We start from the raw sequence: 19449 nt of genomic DNA on the forward strand, positions 1-19449 counted from the left end.
AAGCGGACCGACGATGTCCACCCATTCGACTTAACAGCAAGAAGGCGACGATGAGCGACGACAGAATCAAGAAAGGCGGCCTGCAAGTGGCCCGAGTGCTACACGAGCTGATCGAGCAGCGCGTGCTCCCCGGCACCGGTGTCGAGTCCGATGCGTTCTGGAACGGCGTCGAGGCGATTCTCGGCGAATTCACGCCGCGTAACCGCGCCCTGCTGAAAAAGCGTGACGAACTGCAGGCCAGCATCGACGCCTGGCACCGCGAACGCGCCGGCCAGCCGCTGGACGGCGTCGCCTACAAGGCCTTCCTTGAAGACATCGGCTACCTGCTGCCGGAACCGGCGGACTTCAAGGTCAGCAGTCAGAACGTCGACGACGAGATCGCCGTGCAGGCCGGGCCGCAGTTGGTGGTGCCGGTGATGAACGCGCGCTATGCGCTCAACGCCGCCAACGCGCGCTGGGGCAGCCTGTATGACGCTCTTTACGGCACCGACGTGATTTCCGAGGACGACGGCGCCACACGTGCCGGCGGCTACAACCCGGTGCGCGGCGCCAAGGTCATCGCCTATGCCAAAGCCTTCCTGGACGAGGCCGCGCGCCTCGCTGATGGCAGCCACGCGGACGCCGAGTCCTACGCCGTGGTCGACGGCAAACTGCAGGTCATGCTGGCCGGCGGCAAGACCAGCGGTCTGGCGGCGCCCGAAGCCTTCGTCGGCTATACCGGTGAGGCGTCCGCGCCGGACGCGGTGCTGATTCGCAACAATGGCCTGCATGTCGAGATCCAGATCGACCGTTCCAGCCCGATCGGCCAGACCGACGCGGCCGGCGTCAAGGACGTGCTGATGGAATCGGCGATCACCACGATTCAGGACTGCGAGGATTCGGTGGCCGCCGTGGACGCCGAAGACAAGGCCGTGGTCTACGGCAACTGGCTCGGCCTGATCAAGGGCGACCTGGCCGAAGAGGTCCGGAAAGGCGGCAAGACGTTGACGCGCACGCTCAACCCCGACCGCGAATACACCACGCCGGATGGCGGCACATTGACCCTGCCGGGCCGCAGCCTGCTGTTCGTGCGCAATGTCGGCCACCTCATGAGCACCGATGCGATCCTCGACGCCGACGGACGGGAAATCCCGGAAGGCATCCTAGACGGCATCGTCACCAGCCTGATCTCGGTGCACGACCTCAAGGGCAACGGCAAGTACAGCAACAGCCGCCGAGGCAGCGTCTACATCGTCAAACCGAAGATGCACGGCCCCGAGGAAGTGCAGTTCACCTGCGACCTGTTTGCCGCCATCGAAGACCTCTACGGCCTGGACCGCAACACCCTCAAGGTCGGCATCATGGACGAGGAGCGTCGCACCACGCTCAACCTCAAGGCCTGCATTCAGGTGGCGCGCGAACGCACGGTGTTCATCAACACCGGCTTCCTCGACCGTACCGGCGACGAGATTCACACCAGCATGGAAGCCGGCCCGGTGGTGCGCAAGGCGGACATGAAACAGGAACCCTGGATCGCAGCCTATGAGGACAACAACGTCGATATCGGTCTCGAAACCGGCCTGCAGGGCAAGGCGCAGATCGGCAAGGGCATGTGGGCGATGCCGGACCTGATGGCAGCGATGATGGACGCCAAGATCGGTCATCCGAAGTCCGGCGCCACCACCGCCTGGGTGCCGTCGCCGACGGCCGCCACGCTGCATGCGATCCACTACCACAAGGTCAACGTCGCCGAGCGCCAGCAGGAACTGCTCGCGCGACCACGCGCCGACCTGGGCAAACTGCTGACGATCCCGGCGCTGAAGAACATGCCGACCGCCGAACAGATTCAGCAGGAACTCGACAACAACGCACAGGGCATCCTCGGTTACGTCGTGCGCTGGATCGACGCCGGCGTCGGCTGTTCCAAGGTGCCGGACATCCACGATGTGGGCCTGATGGAAGACCGCGCCACGCTGCGCATCTCCAGCCAGCACATCGCCAACTGGCTGCGTCACGGCATCTGCAGCCAGGAACAGGTGATGGAAACCATGAAGCGCATGGCCGCCATCGTCGACCGCCAGAATGCGGCCGATCCGGGCTACCAGGCCATGGCCGCGAACTTCGAAGACAGCGTCGCCTTCGCCGCCGCTTGCGATCTGGTGTTCAAGGGCGTGGAGCAGCCCAACGGCTATACCGAACCGCTGCTGCATGCGCGGCGACGTGAAGCCAAGGCCAAATTGCGCTAAGCGCAGCCTGTTGTTCGAACGCCCCTCACCCTGGTGTGGGGCGTTTTTTGTGGATGGCGGTTCGACCCTCGCTCAGACTAGCCTCGTCATTCCAGGTCGCGCCGGCGGCTCGTCCGGAATGACGGTGGTCGGACCGAAACGGCCCGGCCGCTCGAATTCAGGGCCGCTGCGCGCAAATGGTGTCGTGCACGAATCGGAGCTTGTCGACGGCCGGCGCCGGCAGCACGAACGGGTAGACATCGCCCTGCCCCAGGCTACGGCTGAGGTTATTGAGCAGAAAGGTCAAAGGCGTCCACTTCTCGTACAGAGCGTCGAAATCGAGCTGTGACGCCCGCGTGTCCCCCAGCACCAGATCCAAGGCCGGCAAATCGGACGCTGCGGGCGTCATCCGCAGGCCGCAATTGGCGGCAGTATCGATGGTGTCGAGCATGTGCAGATAGTGTGCCCAGGTCTCGGCCCAGTCCTCCCAGGGATGCATGGTTGCGTAGGCACTGATGAATCGTGCCGACCAGTCCGCCGGCGCGCCCTGCTCGTAGTGCCGCTGTGCGGCCTCCGCATAGTCTTCGCGCTCGTCGCCGAACAGCGCACGAAACGGCTCGATCCGCTCACTGTCGTCGATCAAACGGTCCCAGTAGTAGTGACCGATCTCGTGACGAAAGTGGCCCAGCAGCGTGCGATACGGCTCGTGCAGCTGCAGGCGGCGACGCTCGCGTTCCGCATCGTCGGCCTCGGCGATGTTGATCGTGATCACGCCACCGGCATGGCCGGTCATGACCGGCGCGCTGTCTTCCGCCTGCGGCGGAGGATCCGCAAGAAACTCGAACACAAGGCCGTGCTCGGGATCCTCGCCGGTATCGGCCACCGGCAGCCTCAGTTCCAACAGGCTGTAGATCAGCCGGCGCTTGGCGGATTCGAGAGCAACCCAGGCGTCATGGTGGCCTTCCAGATCGAGGTCCGGAATCGTGCGCGTGAGACGGCAGGACACGCACTGCGGGTTCGGGTCGTCGACCGGCACGGCCCAGTTGCAGAATCCCTGGACCGCGTCGTGTTCGCACAAGCGATATCGCCGCTTGGCCAGCGTAGCCTTCTCGGGCGCCCACAAGCCGCCGTCGAGCGGTCGGATCGAAGTGATCACCCCAACGTCCGGCAGAAACGCGAGCTTGGCGCCACAGCTCAGGCATTGATCGTTCTGGAAGAAAACGACCGCTTTGCAATGTCCGCAATGAAAGAGATTCAATCCGCTCTACCTGATTCCAGTGGGTCCGGCCACAGTGTGCTCCGGCACCGATGAATCCAGTCTGGCAGGGCCGCAAATCCGGGCAGGCGCCCGTCGGCATCGTCGATCGGCTCCTGCGCAGGATACCCGTGTTCGAGTACGACCACCGGCATGCCCGCCGCACGCGCCGCGAGAATATCGGTGCGCGAGTCGCCGACCATCAGGCCATCGCGGGCTTCACAACCGGCATCTCGCGCCAGCCACAACAAGGGCGCGGCGTCGGGTTTGCGCGTGGGCAGCGCGTCGCCACCGAGCCAGGCACGAAAACGCGGGGCCAGCCCCAGGGCCACCAGCAACGGCTCGACGTAGCGATGCGGCTTGTTGGTGCACACCGCCAGTTCGGCGCCCTGCTGCGCCAGCGCATCGAGGGCTTCGAAGGCCCCCGGATAGACGCGCGTTTGCAAGCACAGGCAGTCGCCATAGTGCCGCATGAAACGCTCGAACTCGCGCTCCGCCAGCGCGGAGGCGTCGGGCCGTCCGGCCCAGGCCAGCGCCGAGCTGAGCAGCTGCCGTGCGCCGTGACCGACCCAGGCACGGATGCGCGCCTCGCCGGGCGGCGGCAGGCCGAGTTCTTCCAGCGTGCGGCCCACGGCTTCGGCCAAATCCGGCGCGGAATCGACCAGGGTGCCGTCCAGATCGAATATGACCAGTGCAGGTTCTTTCATGCGGCCAGTAGTCTACGCACTCGATAATTCCCGGTATCGCCAAAAACGATTTTCTCCCTCTGCGAGGGGGCCGGGTGAGGGCGCTTTTCAAGGCTCCGCGCCAGGCCCCAGGGCGAAAAGCGCCCTCATCCCCAGCCCTACTCCCGGAGGGAGAAGGGGGACCCTGAGATCGGTATCAATTTTCGCTTGGTCTTGGCGCTGCGATACGGCGTTGCTCGTCGTCATCATAGCGATGGCTATGCCTCCTCCTCCTCGCGCCTTGTCTCGCAGCACCATCCCTTCTCGATTGATTGCACTGACCTCCGGGACACCACACCAGGGCCTCAGCCACCAGGACCGCAGTCCATGCAGCCCGGCACCGGCTCCTCGCCCATCTGCATGTTGCGCAACAGACTGCGCAGCCCACTGCGCAAGCCTTCTTCAATCACCGGGTGGTAGAACGGCATGTCGAGCATCGTCGACACCTTCAGCTTCTGCTGCACGCTCCAGGCCAGCAGATGGGCCAGGTGCTCGGCATGGGGGGCGATCAGCTCGGCGCCCAGAAACCGGCCGCTGTGCGGACAGCCGTAGAGCTTGGCGAAACCGCGATTACGATTGATCACGCGGCTGCGTCCCTGGTTTTCGAACGACAGGCCGGCTTCACGATACGGCCGGCCGGCCGCCTCGAGTACGGCGCTGCCAGCGCCGACGACCGCAATCTGCGGGTCGCTGAACAGGATCTGCAGACCGGCGCGTCGCGGATAACGTCGAACCTCGGGGTATCGCCCCGCATTGAGCCCCGCGAAGCGTCCATCGTCGGCGGCCTCGTGCAGCAGCGGCAGTTCGCCGTCGGCGTCACCGGCGATGAAGATGTGATCGAGCGAGCAGCGCAAGGTTTGACGGTCGAATTCGGGCACGCCGTGCTTGTCGAGTTTCAGCCCGGTGTTTTCCAAGCCGAGCCGCGACACATTCGGCCGGCGCCCTGTGGCCGCCAGCAGATAATCGAAACGCTCCTGATGGCTCTGCCCGCCCTGGGTCCAGCGCAGCAGTACCTGGTCGCCGTCGCGTTGGGGCGTTTCCAGCTCCGATTCCGCGCTCCAGAGCATTTCGTCCTCGAACAGCCTGAGTGCGTAGTCGATCACCGCCTGATCCTTGAGCAGACCGACCGAGCGACCCTTGTCGAACAGGCGCACCCGCACGCCGAGACGATGCAGCGCCTGACCGAGCTCCAGTCCGATGACGCCGGTACCAACCACCGCCACGGACTCGGGCAGACTCCGCCATTCGAAGACCTGCTCGTTGGCGACCAGGCGATCGCCCAGCGCACGCCAGGGCTCGGGAATGGATGGTGATGATCCGGTGGCGATGATGATGCGCTCGGCTTCGAGCTCACGCCCGTCGTCGAGGCGCAGTCGATGGTCGTCAACGAAACGGGCGTGCGCACTGATTCGATGTCGCGCCGGAAACGCCTCGATATCTTCCAGCGTCAGGCGCACAAAGCGATCCCGTTCCTCGCGCACACGGCGCATCACGGCCACCCCATCGATTCGCGGTGGCTCGGTGCGTACGCCGAATACGTCCGCTACGCGCACCGCATGCGCGGCATCGGCTGCGGCGATCAGCAATTTCGATGGCATGCAGCCCGCGCGCGCGCAGGTGGTACCGCCGGGACCAGCCTCGATCAGCAGTACGCTGTCCGTACGTTTGCGTGCCTGGCGATAGGCGGACAGACCGGCGGTGCCGGCCCCGATGATGGCGATTTCGGTCTTCACGACATTCGGACCTCGTCAGTTGGGCTTGGCTGCACGCCGATCCGTTTCCACACGATCGAGGGAATGCTGAAGTACTCGTCGACCGAGCGGTGATCGGTCAGCCCGCAGGCTTCTCTTTGCACCAGAAACTGCCACAAGCTGTCCGCTGCGACCTGAACGAGCGCCGCGTGTTCTGCGCGGCCGCGCCGATCTCCAGCCCCGATTGCCTCGTAGGTCTCCAGGGCAAGCAGCGCCGTTTCCAGGACGCGACCGGCGCGTGTCCGAGTGCGGATGTATGATCGGCGGCCGTCAGACGCTGAATCATTCGGGTCTCCGGGCAATCGAATTCGCGCGCCGTTCAGCCCCGGCTCATAAACGCCGGCTAGGGTCACGGCTCATGAATTCGGAAAGCTTGACATGAGATCGACACCAAACAAGTGGATGGCCGCCCTGATCGCGGCTGCGCTGCTGGCACCGCCGATCACCGCGATGGCACAGCCGGGGCACGACGAACTGCCTCCCGGCCTGCAGAAGAAGGTGCAGCGCGGAGAGCCGCTGCCGCCGGGCTGGAAGAAGAAGCTATATCCCGGCGCCTATCTCGACCGGGACCTGTATGCCTATGCGCAGGTGATCAGCCCGATGGACCGCCACGGCCGCATGGTGGTGCGCATCGAAGACGAAACCTTGCGGCTCGTGGCCTCGACCCTGGAGATCGTGGACATCCTCACGCGCTGAGCGATTGACATCGCCCGGTCCACTCAGGGTTTCAGGCGATCGCCGAAATACTCCCGAAGTTTGGCCAGCTTGGGCAATGCCACGCCCGCGATATACGGCTGCCGCGGATGTTGCGACGCGTAGTTCTGATGGTAGGCCTCGGCCTCGAAGAAATCCTGCAGCGGTTCCAGCCGCGTCACGATCGGGCAGGAGAAAACACCGGCGGCGTCCAGCTGCGCAATGTAGCGTTCCGCCACCGCCTTCTGAAGATCGTTCTGGTAGAAGATCGCAGAACGGTACTGGGTGCCAAGGTCGTTGCCCTGACGATCGAGCTGCGTGGGATCGTGCGCGATCGAGAAGAAGATGCGCAGCAACTCGCCGAACGAGGTTTTCGCGGGGTCATATTCGATCTGCACGACTTCCGCATGCTCGGTGGTTCCGGTACAGACCGCCGTGTAGTCGGCGGTCTCGGCGCTGCCGCCCGAATAGCCGTTGACGACCTTGTTCACACCGTCCAGTTCCTGATAGACGGCTTCCACGCACCAGAAGCAGCCACCGGCCAATATCGCGAGCTGTGGCGCCGAGGTTTCGGGCGTGGGATCGAACTCCGCCACCGGGAATTCGCTGGGCTTGATCTTGAGACTGCTGCCGAACAGGGCCATGACGACGCGCTCCAGAAACGTAGACCCACACTATTGGGGCCGGTTGCGGAAACGGCAAGTCGATCAGGCCAGATCCTCGGCGAGCTTGTGAGCGTTGCGCAGCGAAAAGCCGTAGGTGCTTTCCTGCGGATTGGCGCCAATCGACGTCGGGAAGATCGAGCCGTCGATCACGCTGAGGCCAGCCAGGCTGTGGTGCCGGCCGTAGGGATCGACCACGGAGCCTCCGGCTTCGGCACCCCTCAAGGCGCCCCCCCCATGACGTGAGCGGAACCGTACTGCACGCCGCGCGCGCGGCCAGCCAGGTCCGCGCCTCGGCGGGGCTGTGCAAAGGCTGGGCCGCGCAGGAAACCCTCTTGCACGTAGGCAGTGATGGGATAGTCCAGAACCTCCTCACATTCTTCCCCGAGCTCCATCGAACCGCCCGGTGCGCGTTCGTCGCGGCATGCCGTCGATTGAACGTTCGTTTTTTATAGACTGGCCTCGACCCGCACCGATTGCACCACGCGGAGCCGATGTTCAGCCGATACTCACCACGTCGCCAACAGGCTGGTACGCTCAAGCGCCCTGCCCGGCTCTCGAAAAGGATTTTCTACCATGCGTCCGACGCTCCGCCTGTCCGCCCTGATCGCGACCCTGCTATTGCTCAATGCCTGCAAGCTGTCGGCCGCCGAAGCGGGGAAAACCGCTTCATCGGATTCGGCCGCAGCAAGAGTCGCGCAAACCGATCCGCAATGTCAGGCCATCGACGATTTCTATTGGGAAATCGGGAATGGCGAGGGCGTGCTGGCCAGCGGCCGCATCGGTGACGACTACGCGGCCGACGAAACCATCGATATCGCCTCCGCTTCGAAATTCATTTGGGGTGCCTATGTCCTCGAAAACCTGAAGGCGGGCGAGAAACCGAGCGACGAACAGCTCTCGTATCTGGAGATGAAATCCGGCTACTCGGAATTCAATCCATTGTTCTGCCTGTTGTCGAAAAGCGTGGATTCCTGTCTGGATGCGCGCTCCAACAGCAAGCGCAGCAGCAGCGCTATCGGCCGATTTTCGTATGGTGGCGGGCACGATCAGCGCATGGCCGCAAGCATGGGCCTGGGTCGCAAGAACGCAGCTGAACTCACCAGCACCGTCATGGGGACCCTGGGCCTGAGCGGACTCGATATTGCCTACAAGCGGCCGCAACCTGCCGGTGGCGTGGAAGCCAGCCCTGCGGCCTACGGCAAGTTTTTGAGCAAGATCGTGGCCGGCGATCTGCGTATTCACGACTATCTGGGCTATCAGCCGGTTTGTGCGTTCGAGGGCGCCAGCTGCAATGCCGTGTTCAGCCCGGTCAAGGAACGCTGGCACTACAGCCTCAACCACTGGGTCGAGGATGACCCCGACACCGGCGATGGCGCCTTCAGCAGTCCCGGTCTGATGGGCTTCTATCCGTGGATTTCAGCGGACAGGAGCACCTACGGTCTGGTGGCACGCAAGAAATTCTCGAAATCCGCCTATTGGGACAGCGTGCAGTGCGGCCGCAGGATTCGTGCAGCCTGGATGGAATCGCACTGATACTCGTGAATCACGCGCAGCGTGATGCCGCAGGCGATTCAGTCTGCGCGGCGCCGCTGTCGGCATCGCCGATGGATTCTTTGGTCTCAGCCAGGCCCAGCCGAGGCATGCGCCCGGTATCATTCGCGGCATTCCCGTTGCCGAGCCTGCCGATGATGCGTGGGCACCCAGGAGATCATGTCCACACAGCACTACGAAGTCCTCGTCATCGGTAGCGGCCCGGCCGGTGAAGGCGCCGCCATGATGGCCTCCAAGAACCACAAGCGCGTCGCTCTGGTGGAGCGCTATCACGACGTCGGCGGCGGCTGCACGCACTGGGGCACGATCCCCAGCAAGGCCCTGCGTCACGCCGTCAAGACCCTGCACGATGCGCGCCTGAACCCGTTCCTGGGACCAGCGATGGCGGATCTGCGCCTGACCTTTCCGCAATTGCTGTCCAGCGCCGGCCGTGTCGTCGCCACCCAGGTGGCTCACCGCCAGCGCTACTACCAGCGCAACAACGTACCGCTGCTGCGCGGCAGCGCGCGCTTCCTCGATGCGAATACTGTCGAGGTGAGCGCCAAGTCCAGCAGCCAGCGCATCACCGCCGACCACTTCATCATCGCCACCGGCTCGCGCCCCTACCATCCGCCGGAGCTGGATTTCTCGCATCCGCGCGTGGTCGACAGCGACACCGTGCTGCGCTATGACGAAAATCCATTCTCGGTCACGATCTATGGCGCTGGCGTTATCGGCAGCGAATATGCCTCGATCTTCGTCAATCTTGGCGCCAAAGTCACCTTGGTGAATACGCAGGACCGGCTGATGTCATTCCTCGACGGCGAAATCACCGAAGCGCTGTCCTATCACCTGCGCCAGCAGGGCTGCATCATCCGCCACAACGAAACCATGCAAGGCGTGGAGCCCCGCGAGAACGACGTGGTGCTGCATCTGAGTTCCGGGCGGCGCATCAAATCCGACCTGCTGCTGTGGGCCAACGGCCGCACCGGCAATTCCCAGGACATGGGACTGGAGGCGCTGGGTCTGAATCCGGATTCGCGCGGACAACTCAAGGTCAACGGCCACTACCAGACCGGGCAGGCCCACATCTATGCCGTGGGCGATGTCGCGGGGCCGCCGGCGCTGGCGAGCGCCGCCTATGTGCAAGGCCGCTATGCCGTCTCGCACATTCTCGACCCGCAGCTGCCGCCGCACCGCTTCGAGCTGATGCCCAACGGCATCTATACGATTCCCGAGATCAGCTCGGTGGGCCGCACCGAGGCCGAACTGCAGCGTGACCAGGTTCCCTATGAGGTCGGCCAAGCCAACTTCCGCCAGCTCGCGCGTGCACAGATGACCGAGGAAACCGCCGGCCTGCTCAAGATCCTGTTCCATGCCGAGACCCTGGAAGTGCTCGGCGTGCATTGCTTCGGCGACCGCGCCTCGGAGATCGTGCATATCGGCCAGACGGTAATGGCGCAGCCGTCGAACAGCCTCGAATATTTCATCGACACCACCTTCAACTACCCGACGATGGCCGAGGCCTACCGCGTGGCCGCGCACAACGGACTCAATCGACTGGCATAGTCAACCGCGGCATTGCGACAAGGTTACAGTAGGATTCCGGGAGCCCCACTCCCACTGCTGGCTAAGGAGGCTCGCAATGTTCAGACTTTCCACCGCCTGGATCGGCATGGCGCTGATCGGGTCCCTGGTGCCAGGCGGCCCCGTCTGGGCCGAGGACGCCGCCCCCACCGCCATCGTTGCCGTCAGCTACAAGAATCCGGAAAAATTCACCGACGCCTCCGACCGCGGGCTTTACTCACCGCGCGCCACCGAATCGGTGATGCGCCGGCTGACCGCGCATTTTCAGGAGCAGGGCGCCAAGTACCTGGCCGAGGGTCAGACGATGGAAATCGAGGTGACGGACATCGATCTCGCCGGCCGCTTCGAGCCGGGTCACACACCGGGTTACGAAGACGTGCGGCTGTTACGCGAGTCGACCTGGCCGCGCATGGAATTCAACTACGTCGTCAAACAAGGTGAGGAGATCGTCGACTCCGGCGAAGCCAAGCTCTCGGACATGAGCTACCTGATGCATTCGAGCGTGTCGCGCTCGAGCGACCCCCTGCACCACGACACGCAAATGATCGACCGCTGGTTCCGCAAACACTTCGAAGCCAGGTCCGAGGCCACCGCGTCGGCAACTGAGCCTCAATAGTGCGGCGGGCGCTCGTCGCCGGTGGCCGCACCGCCGCTGTCATCCTGGCGCCGCGCCCGTTCGGCCAGCGCCCGACACCAGGCTTCGAGCTTGTCGATGCGTGCATTCTGCGCCGTGATCACTTCGTTGAGCACCTGAACGGTGTCGTCGAGATAGCTCAGTCGCGTTTCAAGCTCGATCAGTCGTTCGTCGTTCATTCGGCGTGGGCACATCCAATGAGTGAGACAACAGCGCTGTATTGTCCCAGACCGCACGCCTCAGCGCGCAGGCTGTTCGTCCGAACGCTCATCGTCCCGGGACGGCAGCCACGCCGGATGCAGGCGATCGGCGAGATCACGCTTGAGTTCGTCCTCGATCTCGCGCAGCGCCGCATTGCCCTGCGCCGCGATCCACTGACCCACGCCGGTCGCCATGCGCACACCGGTGGATTCCGCTGCCTGTGCCGGCGACATCGCCGCGCCACACAGCGCCAGCAGGAATAACGATTTGATCATGGTCTGTTTCATTGCGGCCCCTCCTTGTGTTCGATCCGGGCAAGACCTTGACTGCGAGCAGCGTGCCAGCCCAGAATTTATTTCAACTAATTGATTTTTATATATAAAACTTATCACTCCAATTCGCGGGCAGCGTCCGCGGACGACCGGTCACAAGCGCCGTACACTCACGTACACTCGCATCCGCCGGTGCGGAATACAGGTTCACCAACAGGACAAGAATGAGACGAGCCGTCGCGATCATGGGGCTGCTGCTGGGGCTGCTCAGCGCCTTTGTGGCGTGGCGCGCCTATCAGGATCTGCGCGATCTGAATCGCAACGGCGTGGTCGAATCCGTGGAGGTGCTGGAACGCCGCGTGGACAAGGACGCGCTGGGAACCAAAACCCAGCGCTATCGGGTCGAAGTCGACGGCCGCCCGCGCTGGGTCGAGGCCGTCGGCCGCGACGAGGCCGTCGGCGAACGCGCCTGGCTGCGCCGCCTGCCGGGCCGCGACAGCATCGCCGAGCTGTACCCGGCCCAACCCTCGGCCTCCGCCTGGCGCGGCAGCCGCCATGCGCGACTGTTCTGGATGGCCGTCGCGGGCGTGCCGCTGTGCATACTCAGCGGCATCGCCGTGCTGATGGGCTACGGACTGCGCGGCGTACGCGGCGCCCTGCACGGCTACGCGCAGGCAACGAGACTGGGATACGCTCCGTCGCGCCGCGTTGAACGCGAAACCCAGGACGACGAATCGTGACCGATCAGCAAGACGGAACATGCAGGCGCCCGGAAGCAGCGCTCACGCAGACTGCGGCGGCCCGTCTCTACCATGCGGAGCATCCGATGCGGGCGATGCGGTTTGTGCGCGTTTTCGCAGGCCTGCTGTGCGCAGCGCTGTCCGCCCCGGCGGCGGCCCAGGGCGTTGCTGAACTGAGTTTCTCGGAGCCCGAGCATTTCACCGACCTCGTGGCCCCCACCGGCACCATCGGCGAAACCGATCCGGCGCTGATGGCCGAGCTGCGCGAACGGCTGATGGCGGTGATGTCGGCAAGGCTGCGCGATGGCCAGAAACTGGCGGTAGCGATCACCAACGTCGATCTCGCCGGGCGCATGGAACTGCTCGGCATGAAGGACGGCCGCTGGCTGGCCACGCCGCAGCAACTGCGGATCTACCGCCCCGACACGCCACCGCGCATCAGTGTGCAATATGCCCTGATCGAGAACGACACGGTGATCGCGCACGGCAACGAGAACCTGAGCGACCCGGACTGGGCAGCCCAGGCGGCGGTCCTGTCCGAAACCGGATCTCTGGACCCTGTCACGGGGCTGTTCGAACGCTGGCTGGTGAGTCTGCTCGGCCAGCCGTTATAGGACCCCATCCTTTGGGGGCGCCATCCTTTGGGGGCCCCATCCTTTGGCTGGGCTGGTAACGTAGTCGCCCCTCATCGGCAACACAGCCTATCGCGCAATGGCCCTAGCCCAAATTGGCAGAATCGGTGTACTGACCTCCGGCGGCGACTGCGCCGGTCTCAATGCCGTGATCCGCGCCGTGACCGCTCGCGCGGTCAATCATTACGGCCTGCAGGTCTACGGCATTCTTGACGGCACTCTGGGCCTGATGGAGCGACCGCTGCGTTACGTCGAACTCGCACCCAGCACCTTTGATGGCCGCATCTTCCGTGAAGGTGGCACGGTGCTCGGCACCACCAACAAGGGCGATCCTTTCCGGTTTCCGATGGCCGACGGCAGCGTGCGCGACCGTTCGCAGGACTTCGGCGACGGCGTGCGCGAGCTGGGCCTGGACGCGCTGGTGGTGATCGGTGGCGACGGCTCGATGAGCATCGTGTCGCGGCTGTGTCACGCCGTGGGCGTGGGCATGGTGGGCGTGCCCAAGACCATCGACAACGACGTCCACGGCACCGATTTCTCGATCGGCCACGCCACCGCGGTCGGCGTCGTCACCGACGCCATGGACCGTCTGCAACCGACCGCCGCGAGCCATCATCGCGTGATGATCGTGGAAGTCATGGGGCGCGACGCCGGCTATATCGCGATGCAGGGCGGCATCGCCGGCGGCGCCGACGTGGTGCTGGTCCCCGAGATCCCGTACTCGATGGACGGCGTGGCCACCGCGATCCGCAAGGTCCTTGACCGCGGTCGCACGCACGCTCTGGTGGTCGTCGCCGAAGGCGTGAAGCGTGACGACGGTACGGTCGTCCATTTGCCCGCAAGTACGCGCTACGGCGGCATCGGGCACTGGTTGGGCGAACGCATCGCCGACACCACGCACACCGAAACCCGGGTCACGATCCTCGGCCATGTGCAGCGCGGCGGTTCGCCCTCGCCGCAGGACCGACTGCTGGCCTCGGCCTTCGGCGTGCATGCCGTCGACCTGGTGATGCGCGGCCAGCTGGACCGCATGGTCGCCTGGCGCAATCTCAGCGTGGTCGACGTACCCCTGTCCGAAGTCACCATCGGCGCGCGGCCGCTGGACCCGAACGGCACGCTGGCCACCACGGCGCACGGCCTCGGCATCTACATCGGCGATACCGAGGCCGCAGGCTGATGTCCGTCACCGCTGCCGCAACCGTTTCTCTGGACAAGCCGCTTCGGGAACTGGCGGCCTTGCAGAGCTTCGTGCTCGACCACCCGCGGCTGTTCGTGCTCACGGGCGCCGGTTGCAGCACCGCCTCCGGCATCCCCGACTATCGCGATGCCGGCGGCGCCTGGAAGCGCAAACCACCGGTCACCATCCAGGCTTTTCGGGACAGCGCGCTGACACGGGCGCGCTACTGGGCGCGCAGCTTCGTCGGCTGGCCGTATTTCGGTCACGTCCAGGCCAATACCGCGCATCACGCCTTGACGGCCTTGCAGACTCAGGGCCGGATCGCGCGCCTGTTGACCCAGAACGTGGACCGGCTGCACCAGAAGGCCGGCAGCCGCGAGGTCATCGACCTGCACGGACGGCTCGACGAGGTGATCTGCCTGAGCTGCGGGCTGCGCGAGGCGCGCGAGGCGTATCAACAAACACTGATCGAGCGCAATCCGGACTGGCTCGGGCTGAGCGCCGACTACGCCCCGGACGGCGATGCCGATCTCGACGAACTCGACTTCTCGACGTTCGGGGTGCCGGACTGCCCACGCTGCGGCGGGCTGATCAAACCGGATGTGGTGTTCTTCGGCGAGAACGTGCCGAAATCGCGCGTCGACGAGGCCATGTCCGCGCTCGTGGCGGCCGATGCGCTGCTCGTCGTGGGCTCCTCACTGATGGTCTATTCGGGCTATCGCTTCGCCGTCGCGGCGGCCAGGCATGGCCTCCCGATCGCCGCGATCAACCTCGGCGTGACGCGCGCCGATTCCCTGCTGAGCCTGAAAGCCGTAGCGGCCTGCGATCTGGTCCTGCCCATGCTCAGCGCGCTGCTGAGCTCCTGAACGCCGCGGCAATCGCCTCACGCACCGCCGGCCAGGCCACAGAGCCCGGCACCAGCAGTTCGAAGTGCCCGGACTGCGGCACCGCCACCAGCTGCGCCGGAATGCCCGCAGCCGTGGCGGCCTCCACGGAAGAATTCGGCAGACCGGCGGCGCAGCCCAGACCGCGCCCCGCGAGGCCCAGCGCCAGCAAAGCGTTAGCACACATGAACCGCTCATCGAACAGACAGACGGCAAGTCTGCGGCTGCACGGCCGCGCCCCTGCCGGCCTGTCTCGCTCACGGTCAAGGCAATCACCGGAATTCAATCGGCACGACCAGCTCCAGCGGGCGCCCGTTCGGCGGTACCGGCATGGGCGCGGCGCGCAGAATCAGAGCCAGGGCCTCGCCCGCGAGCGCTTCGCCGCCATCACTTTCGACCACGCGCACGCCGCTTACGGCACCGCTCGCGGCAATACGGAAGCGGACTTGTGCGACGCCGTAGTGCGCGGTGTAGGCCGGGCGATAACCTGCGAGATGCGAGCGCAACTGCGCCAGATAGCGGTCGCCGCCATTGCCGCCGGGCGCGCGCGACGGGGCCTGCGTCGGTGGCGCAACCGTCTGCGGTGGCGGTTTGATCGCCGCGGTGGCCGGCACCGGCTCGGCCCTGGGCTGCGGTTGCGGCACTTCGGGTTTCGGTTTCGGCCGCGACGGTGCCTCGACTACAGTCTTCGGCTTTGACTGTTCAACCGCCAGCGGTGCGACCGGAACCGGCGTGGGCTCGGACTTGACCGGTTGCGGTGTTTCGGGATCCCGTACCGGCTCGCGTGAGGGCGGCTCCGGCACCGGCGTTGGCGGCGCTTCGGCCGACGCCGGCGCCACCTCGCCCAACTGCAGCTCGACCCCGGCGCCTTGCCCTTCCGCGCCCTGCGGACGCGGGTCCGGCGCGGCGACCAGGAACAACACCAGCGACAAGTGCAGCATCAGCGCCCACAGCAGCGCGAAGCTGAGCCGCGGGCTCATTTCGATGGAGCGCGCGTGGTCATCAGCACCACACGATCGATTCCGGTGGCGCGCAGCGCATCGAGCAGCCGCAGCACCTGCGCGGCGTCGGCCTCAGCGTCGGCCTTGATCGCCAGCGCCTCGCCGGGATGCATGGCGCGCCAGCGCCGGCTGAACTCCTGCAACTGCTCGATCGCCACCACCTCGGCGCCGAAGGCGAGTTTCCCGTCTCGGCCGAACAACAAGGCCGAAGCGCCCGCATCGGCACTGCCGGCCTCCGAGGATTTCGGTGGGTCGACGCGAAACGCCGCCGGTGAGGACAGCGCACCCGCCAGCATGAAGAACACCAGCAGCAGGAACACCACATTGATCAGCGGCAACAGGCGTTCGTCATCCAGACCGGAACCGGCGCGCCGCGTGCTCGGCAACACAATCTTCATGAGGCCGCGGGCCGCGCCAGCGAGGCGTTCACGCCCCACAGCTTGAGCCGATCCAGCCATTCCACCAGCGACTGCAAGGGCACGCCGCCTTCGGGTACGACCACCACCGGCGCGGCGCGGCCGCGCAGGCGCTCGCGCAACTGCTCGGCGTTCACGATCTCGCCATCGAGCAGGGCGCCGTCACGGGCAATCGTCAGCGTATGGCCGACCGGCGCCGCGGCATCGCCGCTGTCGCCGGCCAGACTCATCGGAAATGCCCGCCAGTCGAGATAGCTGGAGGCGAGCATGAAGAAGAACAGCAGGATGAAGACCACGTCGACCAGCGAGGTCAACGGAATCGCGTGCCGACGCCGGGGCGGCAATACGATGCGCGCTCGGACGGTCGAGCCGTTCATGCGCCGGGCTTGCGCGTCACGTCGAGGTCCGCCTGAGGCCGCGCGAACAGGCGCGTCAGCGCGCTTTCCATGGCCTGATGCAGGCGCTCCACACGCCGCTCCAGCCAGTTCAGCACCGCGATGGTCGGGATCGCCACGATCAGCCCGGCGGCTGTCGTCAGCAGGGCTTCCCAGATGCCGCCGGACAGGATCGCCGGGTCGACCCGGTCACCGGCGGCCTGGAGTCGCTGGAACGCCTCGATCATGCCGAGCACGGTGCCGAGCAGGCCCACCAGCGGCGCCAGCTGGCCGATCACTTCCAGCGGCCGCAGCAGGGTCCGCGCCGAGGCCAGACGGTCGGCCGCCTGCTGCGCGATCTGCTCGCGCAGCGCCTCGCTCGGTCCGTAGCGGCGCAGGCCGTCGATGGCTTCGATCATCAGCTGCGCCAGCGGCGAGGGATGCGTGCGCAGCGCAGCAATCTGCGCCTCGGCGCCACCGCTGCGCCAGGCGGACAGCAGCGGTTCGACGAAACGCTCGTCGCCGTAGCGGTGTTCGAAGAACTCCCAGACCTTGACGATGGTCAGGGTCATCGCGGCGATCGACATCAGCACCAGCACCAGCATCGCCGGGCCGCCGAGCTTGAGCCATTCCAGGGCTTGGGACAGCATGCGGTGAATCTCCCTTGATCTGCCTAGTTTGCCTGGCGGTCGGCTGCGATCATGCGCCCCTGACCGCCAGCCTGCGTGTTGGGCGGCGCCTGCATCACCACGCGACCGGCACCGATGCCACGCGGGTCCGAGACCGCGCTCAGCGTGCGCGCTTTCCGGTCCCAGACCACGATCTGCATATTGCCGTAATACCGCGCGGACTCGCTGAGCTGATGACCCAGCTTGCGCAGGCCGTCGATCTCGGCCTGCGAGAACGCGCCGGGTTCGTAGACCACCGTGTCCGGCACGAACTGATGGTGATAGCGGCCCAGCTTGACGATGTCCTGCGGCGCATAACCATAGATGTACGCCAGGGAGGCCAGCAGAGTCATGCTGATGATGCGGCTGCCGCCCGGTGTGCCGAGCACCGCCACGCCGTCCGGCCCCTCGATCATCAGCGGCGTCATGCTCGACAGCATGCGCTTGTGCGGCGCGATCACATTGGCCTTGGTGCCGATCAGCCCGTAAGCGTTCGGCGCCAGCGGCTTGGCCGAAAAATCGTCCATCTCGTTGTTCAGGAAATACCCGGTGCCCGGCGCCATGTAGCCTGAACCGAACCCCAGGTTGATCGACAGCGTGGCCGACACGCGGTTGCCTTCGGCATCGATGATCGACAGATGGCTGGTGGTGTCGCCTTCGCGCAAGGTTTCGTTCGGCGACTCCAGTTCGATGCTGGGCGTGGCCCGAGCAAGGTCGATACTGTCCGCCAGCGCATCGGTGTAGTCGCGCGACAGCAGCTTTTCGAGCGGAACCTCGACAAAGGCCGGATCACCCAACCAGGCCGCACGGTCGCGGTAAACGCGACGCATCGCCTCGATCATCTGGTGTCGCGCCAACACCGGATCGTTCGGCGGCCAGTGCTTGCGACCGAGAATCTGGAATACCTGCTGGAATGCGATACCGCCCGCCGAAGGCAGCGGCGGCACGGTCACGCGATACGGCCCCGCCAGGAACACGATGGGCTTGCGCTCGACGATGCGATAGTCCTCCAGATCCTTCTGCTGCCAGATGCCGCCGTCGCGCCGCACGCCGGCGAGCATGCGCGCCCCGGTTTCGCCGCCGTAGAAGGCATCCCGCCCCCCCTGCGCGAAGCGTCGCAGGGTTTGCGCCAGATCGGACTGCACCAACCGGTCGCCGGCTTTCAGCGGGCTGCCGTCCGGCACGAACACCGCGAGCGCGGCCGGGCTGAATCGGGCCAGGTGATCGACGATCGCGCCGGCCAGCTTCTCGTCGACCGGAAAGCCGTCCTGCGCCAGACGGATCGCCGGCGCCAGCAATTGCGCCAGCGGCAGCTCCCCGAACACCCGCGCGATGTGCACCAGCGCTGCCGGCTCGCCGGGAATGCCGGAGGCCAGCGGACCATTGCGCGACAGCTCCGCCACTGGCTCGCCGTCGCGGTCCAGGTACATGTCGCCGGTCGCGGAGATCGGCGCCACTTCGCGCCCGTCCACGACCAGATCCAGATCATCGAATTCGCGATGGATCATCCAGAAGCCGCCGCCGCCCAGCCCCGAACCGGTGGGTTCGACCACCGCCAGCGCGGCGCTCACGGCCACCGCGGCGTCGAAGGCATTGCCGCCCTGCGCCAGTATCTCCAACCCGGCGTCGGTCGCCAGCGGGTGCGCGCTGGCCACCGCGTAGCCGGGTGGCCGTTTGGCTTCGGAAGTGGACGAGGCGGCAGGCGGCTCGGCCGCCAGTGCCAGAACCGGGAACAGCAGCGCGACCAGCAGGCCGCGAAAGGGATTGTTCAAGCCGTGTCCTTCTCGGCCGCCGTCAGGCGCCGGTATTTGGCCAGCAGTTGTTCTTGGGTTTCAGCGTGAGCGGGGTCCAGCGGAATGCAGGCGACGGGGCACACTGTCTGGCATTGCGGCTTGTCGAAATGTCCGACGCATTCGGTACAAAGGCCGGGGTCGATCTCGTAGATCTCCTCGCCCTGGTAGATCGCCTGATTCGGACACACCGGCTCACAGACATCGCAGTTGATGCATTCGTCTGTAATCTTCAGCGACATGGCTAGTA

General features: G+C 65.6%; 24 protein-coding genes. 9 read left to right on the forward strand and 15 right to left on the reverse strand.

What is annotated here, in order from left to right; all coding sequences use genetic code 11:
• The first annotated feature begins 50 nt into the window (after nucleotides 1–50).
• Nucleotides 51–2225, forward strand: coding sequence for a malate synthase G (locus RM530_RS01710; protein ID WP_311363476.1), 2175 nt, complete (start codon nucleotides 51–53; stop codon nucleotides 2223–2225).
• A 157-nt stretch (nucleotides 2226–2382) separates the two neighbouring features.
• Here the strand turns inward: RM530_RS01710 and RM530_RS01715 are convergent, their stop codons facing one another.
• From RM530_RS01715 to RM530_RS01730, 4 genes are all read right to left on the reverse strand, one after another.
• Nucleotides 2383–3462 (reverse strand): zinc-binding metallopeptidase family protein, encoded by a 1080-nt coding sequence (locus RM530_RS01715; protein WP_311363477.1) that lies wholly within the window; start codon nucleotides 3460–3462, stop codon nucleotides 2383–2385.
• The gene (gene gph, locus RM530_RS01720; RefSeq protein WP_311363478.1) at nucleotides 3459–4166 is read right to left on the reverse strand and encodes a phosphoglycolate phosphatase; all 708 of its coding nucleotides are present in this window, start codon (nucleotides 4164–4166) and stop codon (nucleotides 3459–3461) included. The genes RM530_RS01715 and gph overlap by 4 nt, the downstream gene beginning before the upstream one ends.
• A 323-nt stretch (nucleotides 4167–4489) precedes the next feature.
• On the reverse strand, nucleotides 4490–5917 hold the full coding sequence (locus RM530_RS01725; RefSeq protein ID WP_311363479.1) for a dihydrolipoyl dehydrogenase: 1428 nt from the start codon (nucleotides 5915–5917) through the stop codon (nucleotides 4490–4492).
• On the reverse strand, nucleotides 5914–6288 hold the full coding sequence (locus RM530_RS01730; protein WP_311363480.1) for a hypothetical protein: 375 nt from the start codon (nucleotides 6286–6288) through the stop codon (nucleotides 5914–5916). The genes RM530_RS01725 and RM530_RS01730 overlap by 4 nt, the downstream gene beginning before the upstream one ends.
• Nucleotides 6289–6313: 25 nt before the next feature.
• On the opposite strand from RM530_RS01730, the gene RM530_RS01735 reads away from it, so the two are divergent.
• Nucleotides 6314–6631, forward strand: a complete 318-nt coding sequence (locus tag RM530_RS01735; protein ID WP_311363481.1) for a hypothetical protein — start codon at nucleotides 6314–6316, stop codon at nucleotides 6629–6631.
• A 23-nt stretch (nucleotides 6632–6654) separates the two neighbouring features.
• Here the strand turns inward: RM530_RS01735 and msrA are convergent, their stop codons facing one another.
• Nucleotides 6655–7272 (reverse strand): peptide-methionine (S)-S-oxide reductase MsrA, encoded by a 618-nt coding sequence (gene msrA / locus RM530_RS01740; RefSeq protein WP_311363482.1) that lies wholly within the window; start codon nucleotides 7270–7272, stop codon nucleotides 6655–6657.
• A 63-nt stretch (nucleotides 7273–7335) separates the two neighbouring features.
• Nucleotides 7336–7515, reverse strand: a complete 180-nt coding sequence (locus RM530_RS01745) for a GMC oxidoreductase (protein ID WP_432276069.1) — start codon at nucleotides 7513–7515, stop codon at nucleotides 7336–7338.
• 351 nt (nucleotides 7516–7866) lie between these two features.
• Here RM530_RS01745 and RM530_RS01750 point away from each other — a divergent pair, with 351 nt between their 5' ends.
• The 3 genes from RM530_RS01750 (at nucleotide 7867) to RM530_RS01760 (ending at nucleotide 11026) form a co-directional block, all read left to right on the forward strand.
• The gene (locus tag RM530_RS01750) at nucleotides 7867–8826 is read left to right on the forward strand and encodes a hypothetical protein (protein WP_311363483.1); all 960 of its coding nucleotides are present in this window, start codon (nucleotides 7867–7869) and stop codon (nucleotides 8824–8826) included.
• Nucleotides 8827–9003: 177 nt separating this feature from the next.
• The gene (sthA, locus tag RM530_RS01755; protein ID WP_311363484.1) at nucleotides 9004–10392 is read left to right on the forward strand and encodes a Si-specific NAD(P)(+) transhydrogenase; all 1389 of its coding nucleotides are present in this window, start codon (nucleotides 9004–9006) and stop codon (nucleotides 10390–10392) included.
• 76 nt (nucleotides 10393–10468) lie between these two features.
• Entirely contained in the window at nucleotides 10469–11026 is a 558-nt protein-coding gene (locus RM530_RS01760) for a DUF3016 domain-containing protein (RefSeq protein WP_311363485.1), read from the forward strand.
• On the opposite strand, the gene RM530_RS01765 is transcribed toward RM530_RS01760, so the two are convergent.
• On the reverse strand, nucleotides 11020–11223 hold the full coding sequence (locus RM530_RS01765) for a SlyX family protein (protein WP_311363486.1): 204 nt from the start codon (nucleotides 11221–11223) through the stop codon (nucleotides 11020–11022). The two genes, RM530_RS01760 and RM530_RS01765, sit on opposite strands and share 7 nt — an antisense overlap.
• Before the next feature lie 60 nt (nucleotides 11224–11283).
• The gene (locus RM530_RS01770) at nucleotides 11284–11532 is read right to left on the reverse strand and encodes a hypothetical protein (RefSeq protein WP_311363487.1); all 249 of its coding nucleotides are present in this window, start codon (nucleotides 11530–11532) and stop codon (nucleotides 11284–11286) included.
• A 209-nt stretch (nucleotides 11533–11741) separates the two neighbouring features.
• On the opposite strand from RM530_RS01770, the gene RM530_RS01775 reads away from it, so the two are divergent.
• The 4 genes from RM530_RS01775 to RM530_RS01790 all read left to right on the forward strand — a co-directional run bounded on the left by RM530_RS01775 (nucleotide 11742) and on the right by RM530_RS01790 (nucleotide 14932).
• Entirely contained in the window at nucleotides 11742–12257 is a 516-nt protein-coding gene (locus RM530_RS01775) for a hypothetical protein (RefSeq protein WP_311363488.1), read from the forward strand.
• 86 nt (nucleotides 12258–12343) lie between these two features.
• Nucleotides 12344–12871 carry a DUF3016 domain-containing protein gene (locus tag RM530_RS01780; RefSeq protein ID WP_311363489.1) on the forward strand — a complete coding sequence of 176 codons (528 nt, stop codon included), beginning with the start codon at nucleotides 12344–12346 and terminating at the stop codon, nucleotides 12869–12871.
• Between the two features lie 97 nt (nucleotides 12872–12968).
• Nucleotides 12969–14066, forward strand: a complete 1098-nt coding sequence (locus RM530_RS01785; protein WP_311363490.1) for an ATP-dependent 6-phosphofructokinase — start codon at nucleotides 12969–12971, stop codon at nucleotides 14064–14066.
• A 29-nt stretch (nucleotides 14067–14095) separates the two neighbouring features.
• On the forward strand, nucleotides 14096–14932 hold the full coding sequence (locus tag RM530_RS01790) for an NAD-dependent protein deacetylase (RefSeq protein ID WP_349256153.1): 837 nt from the start codon (nucleotides 14096–14098) through the stop codon (nucleotides 14930–14932).
• On the opposite strand, the gene RM530_RS01795 is transcribed toward RM530_RS01790, so the two are convergent.
• From RM530_RS01795 to RM530_RS01825, 7 genes are all read right to left on the reverse strand, one after another.
• Entirely contained in the window at nucleotides 14910–15137 is a 228-nt protein-coding gene (locus RM530_RS01795; protein ID WP_311363492.1) for a hypothetical protein, read from the reverse strand. The genes RM530_RS01790 and RM530_RS01795 overlap by 23 nt on opposite strands.
• 85 nt (nucleotides 15138–15222) lie before the next feature.
• Nucleotides 15223–15930 (reverse strand): TonB family protein, encoded by a 708-nt coding sequence (locus RM530_RS01800; protein ID WP_311363493.1) that lies wholly within the window; start codon nucleotides 15928–15930, stop codon nucleotides 15223–15225.
• The gene (locus RM530_RS01805; protein ID WP_311363494.1) at nucleotides 15927–16349 is read right to left on the reverse strand and encodes an ExbD/TolR family protein; all 423 of its coding nucleotides are present in this window, start codon (nucleotides 16347–16349) and stop codon (nucleotides 15927–15929) included. The genes RM530_RS01800 and RM530_RS01805 overlap by 4 nt, the downstream gene beginning before the upstream one ends.
• Nucleotides 16346–16744: an ExbD/TolR family protein gene (locus RM530_RS01810; RefSeq protein ID WP_311363495.1), complete on the reverse strand. Its 399-nt coding sequence runs from the start codon at nucleotides 16742–16744 to the stop codon at nucleotides 16346–16348. The genes RM530_RS01805 and RM530_RS01810 overlap by 4 nt, the downstream gene beginning before the upstream one ends.
• Nucleotides 16741–17391: a MotA/TolQ/ExbB proton channel family protein gene (locus RM530_RS01815; RefSeq protein WP_311363496.1), complete on the reverse strand. Its 651-nt coding sequence runs from the start codon at nucleotides 17389–17391 to the stop codon at nucleotides 16741–16743. Before RM530_RS01815 ends, RM530_RS01810 begins: the two co-directional genes overlap by 4 nt.
• Nucleotides 17392–17414: 23 nt before the next feature.
• Entirely contained in the window at nucleotides 17415–19181 is a 1767-nt protein-coding gene (gene ggt / locus RM530_RS01820; RefSeq protein WP_311363497.1) for a gamma-glutamyltransferase, read from the reverse strand.
• Nucleotides 19178–19441 carry a YfhL family 4Fe-4S dicluster ferredoxin gene (locus RM530_RS01825; protein ID WP_311363498.1) on the reverse strand — a complete coding sequence of 88 codons (264 nt, stop codon included), beginning with the start codon at nucleotides 19439–19441 and terminating at the stop codon, nucleotides 19178–19180. Before RM530_RS01825 ends, ggt begins: the two co-directional genes overlap by 4 nt.
• Between the last annotated feature and the right edge of the window lie 8 nt (nucleotides 19442–19449).

It is taken from the genome of Banduia mediterranea (genome assembly GCF_031846245.1).
GTDB lineage: Bacteria > Pseudomonadota > Gammaproteobacteria > Nevskiales > Nevskiaceae > Banduia > Banduia mediterranea.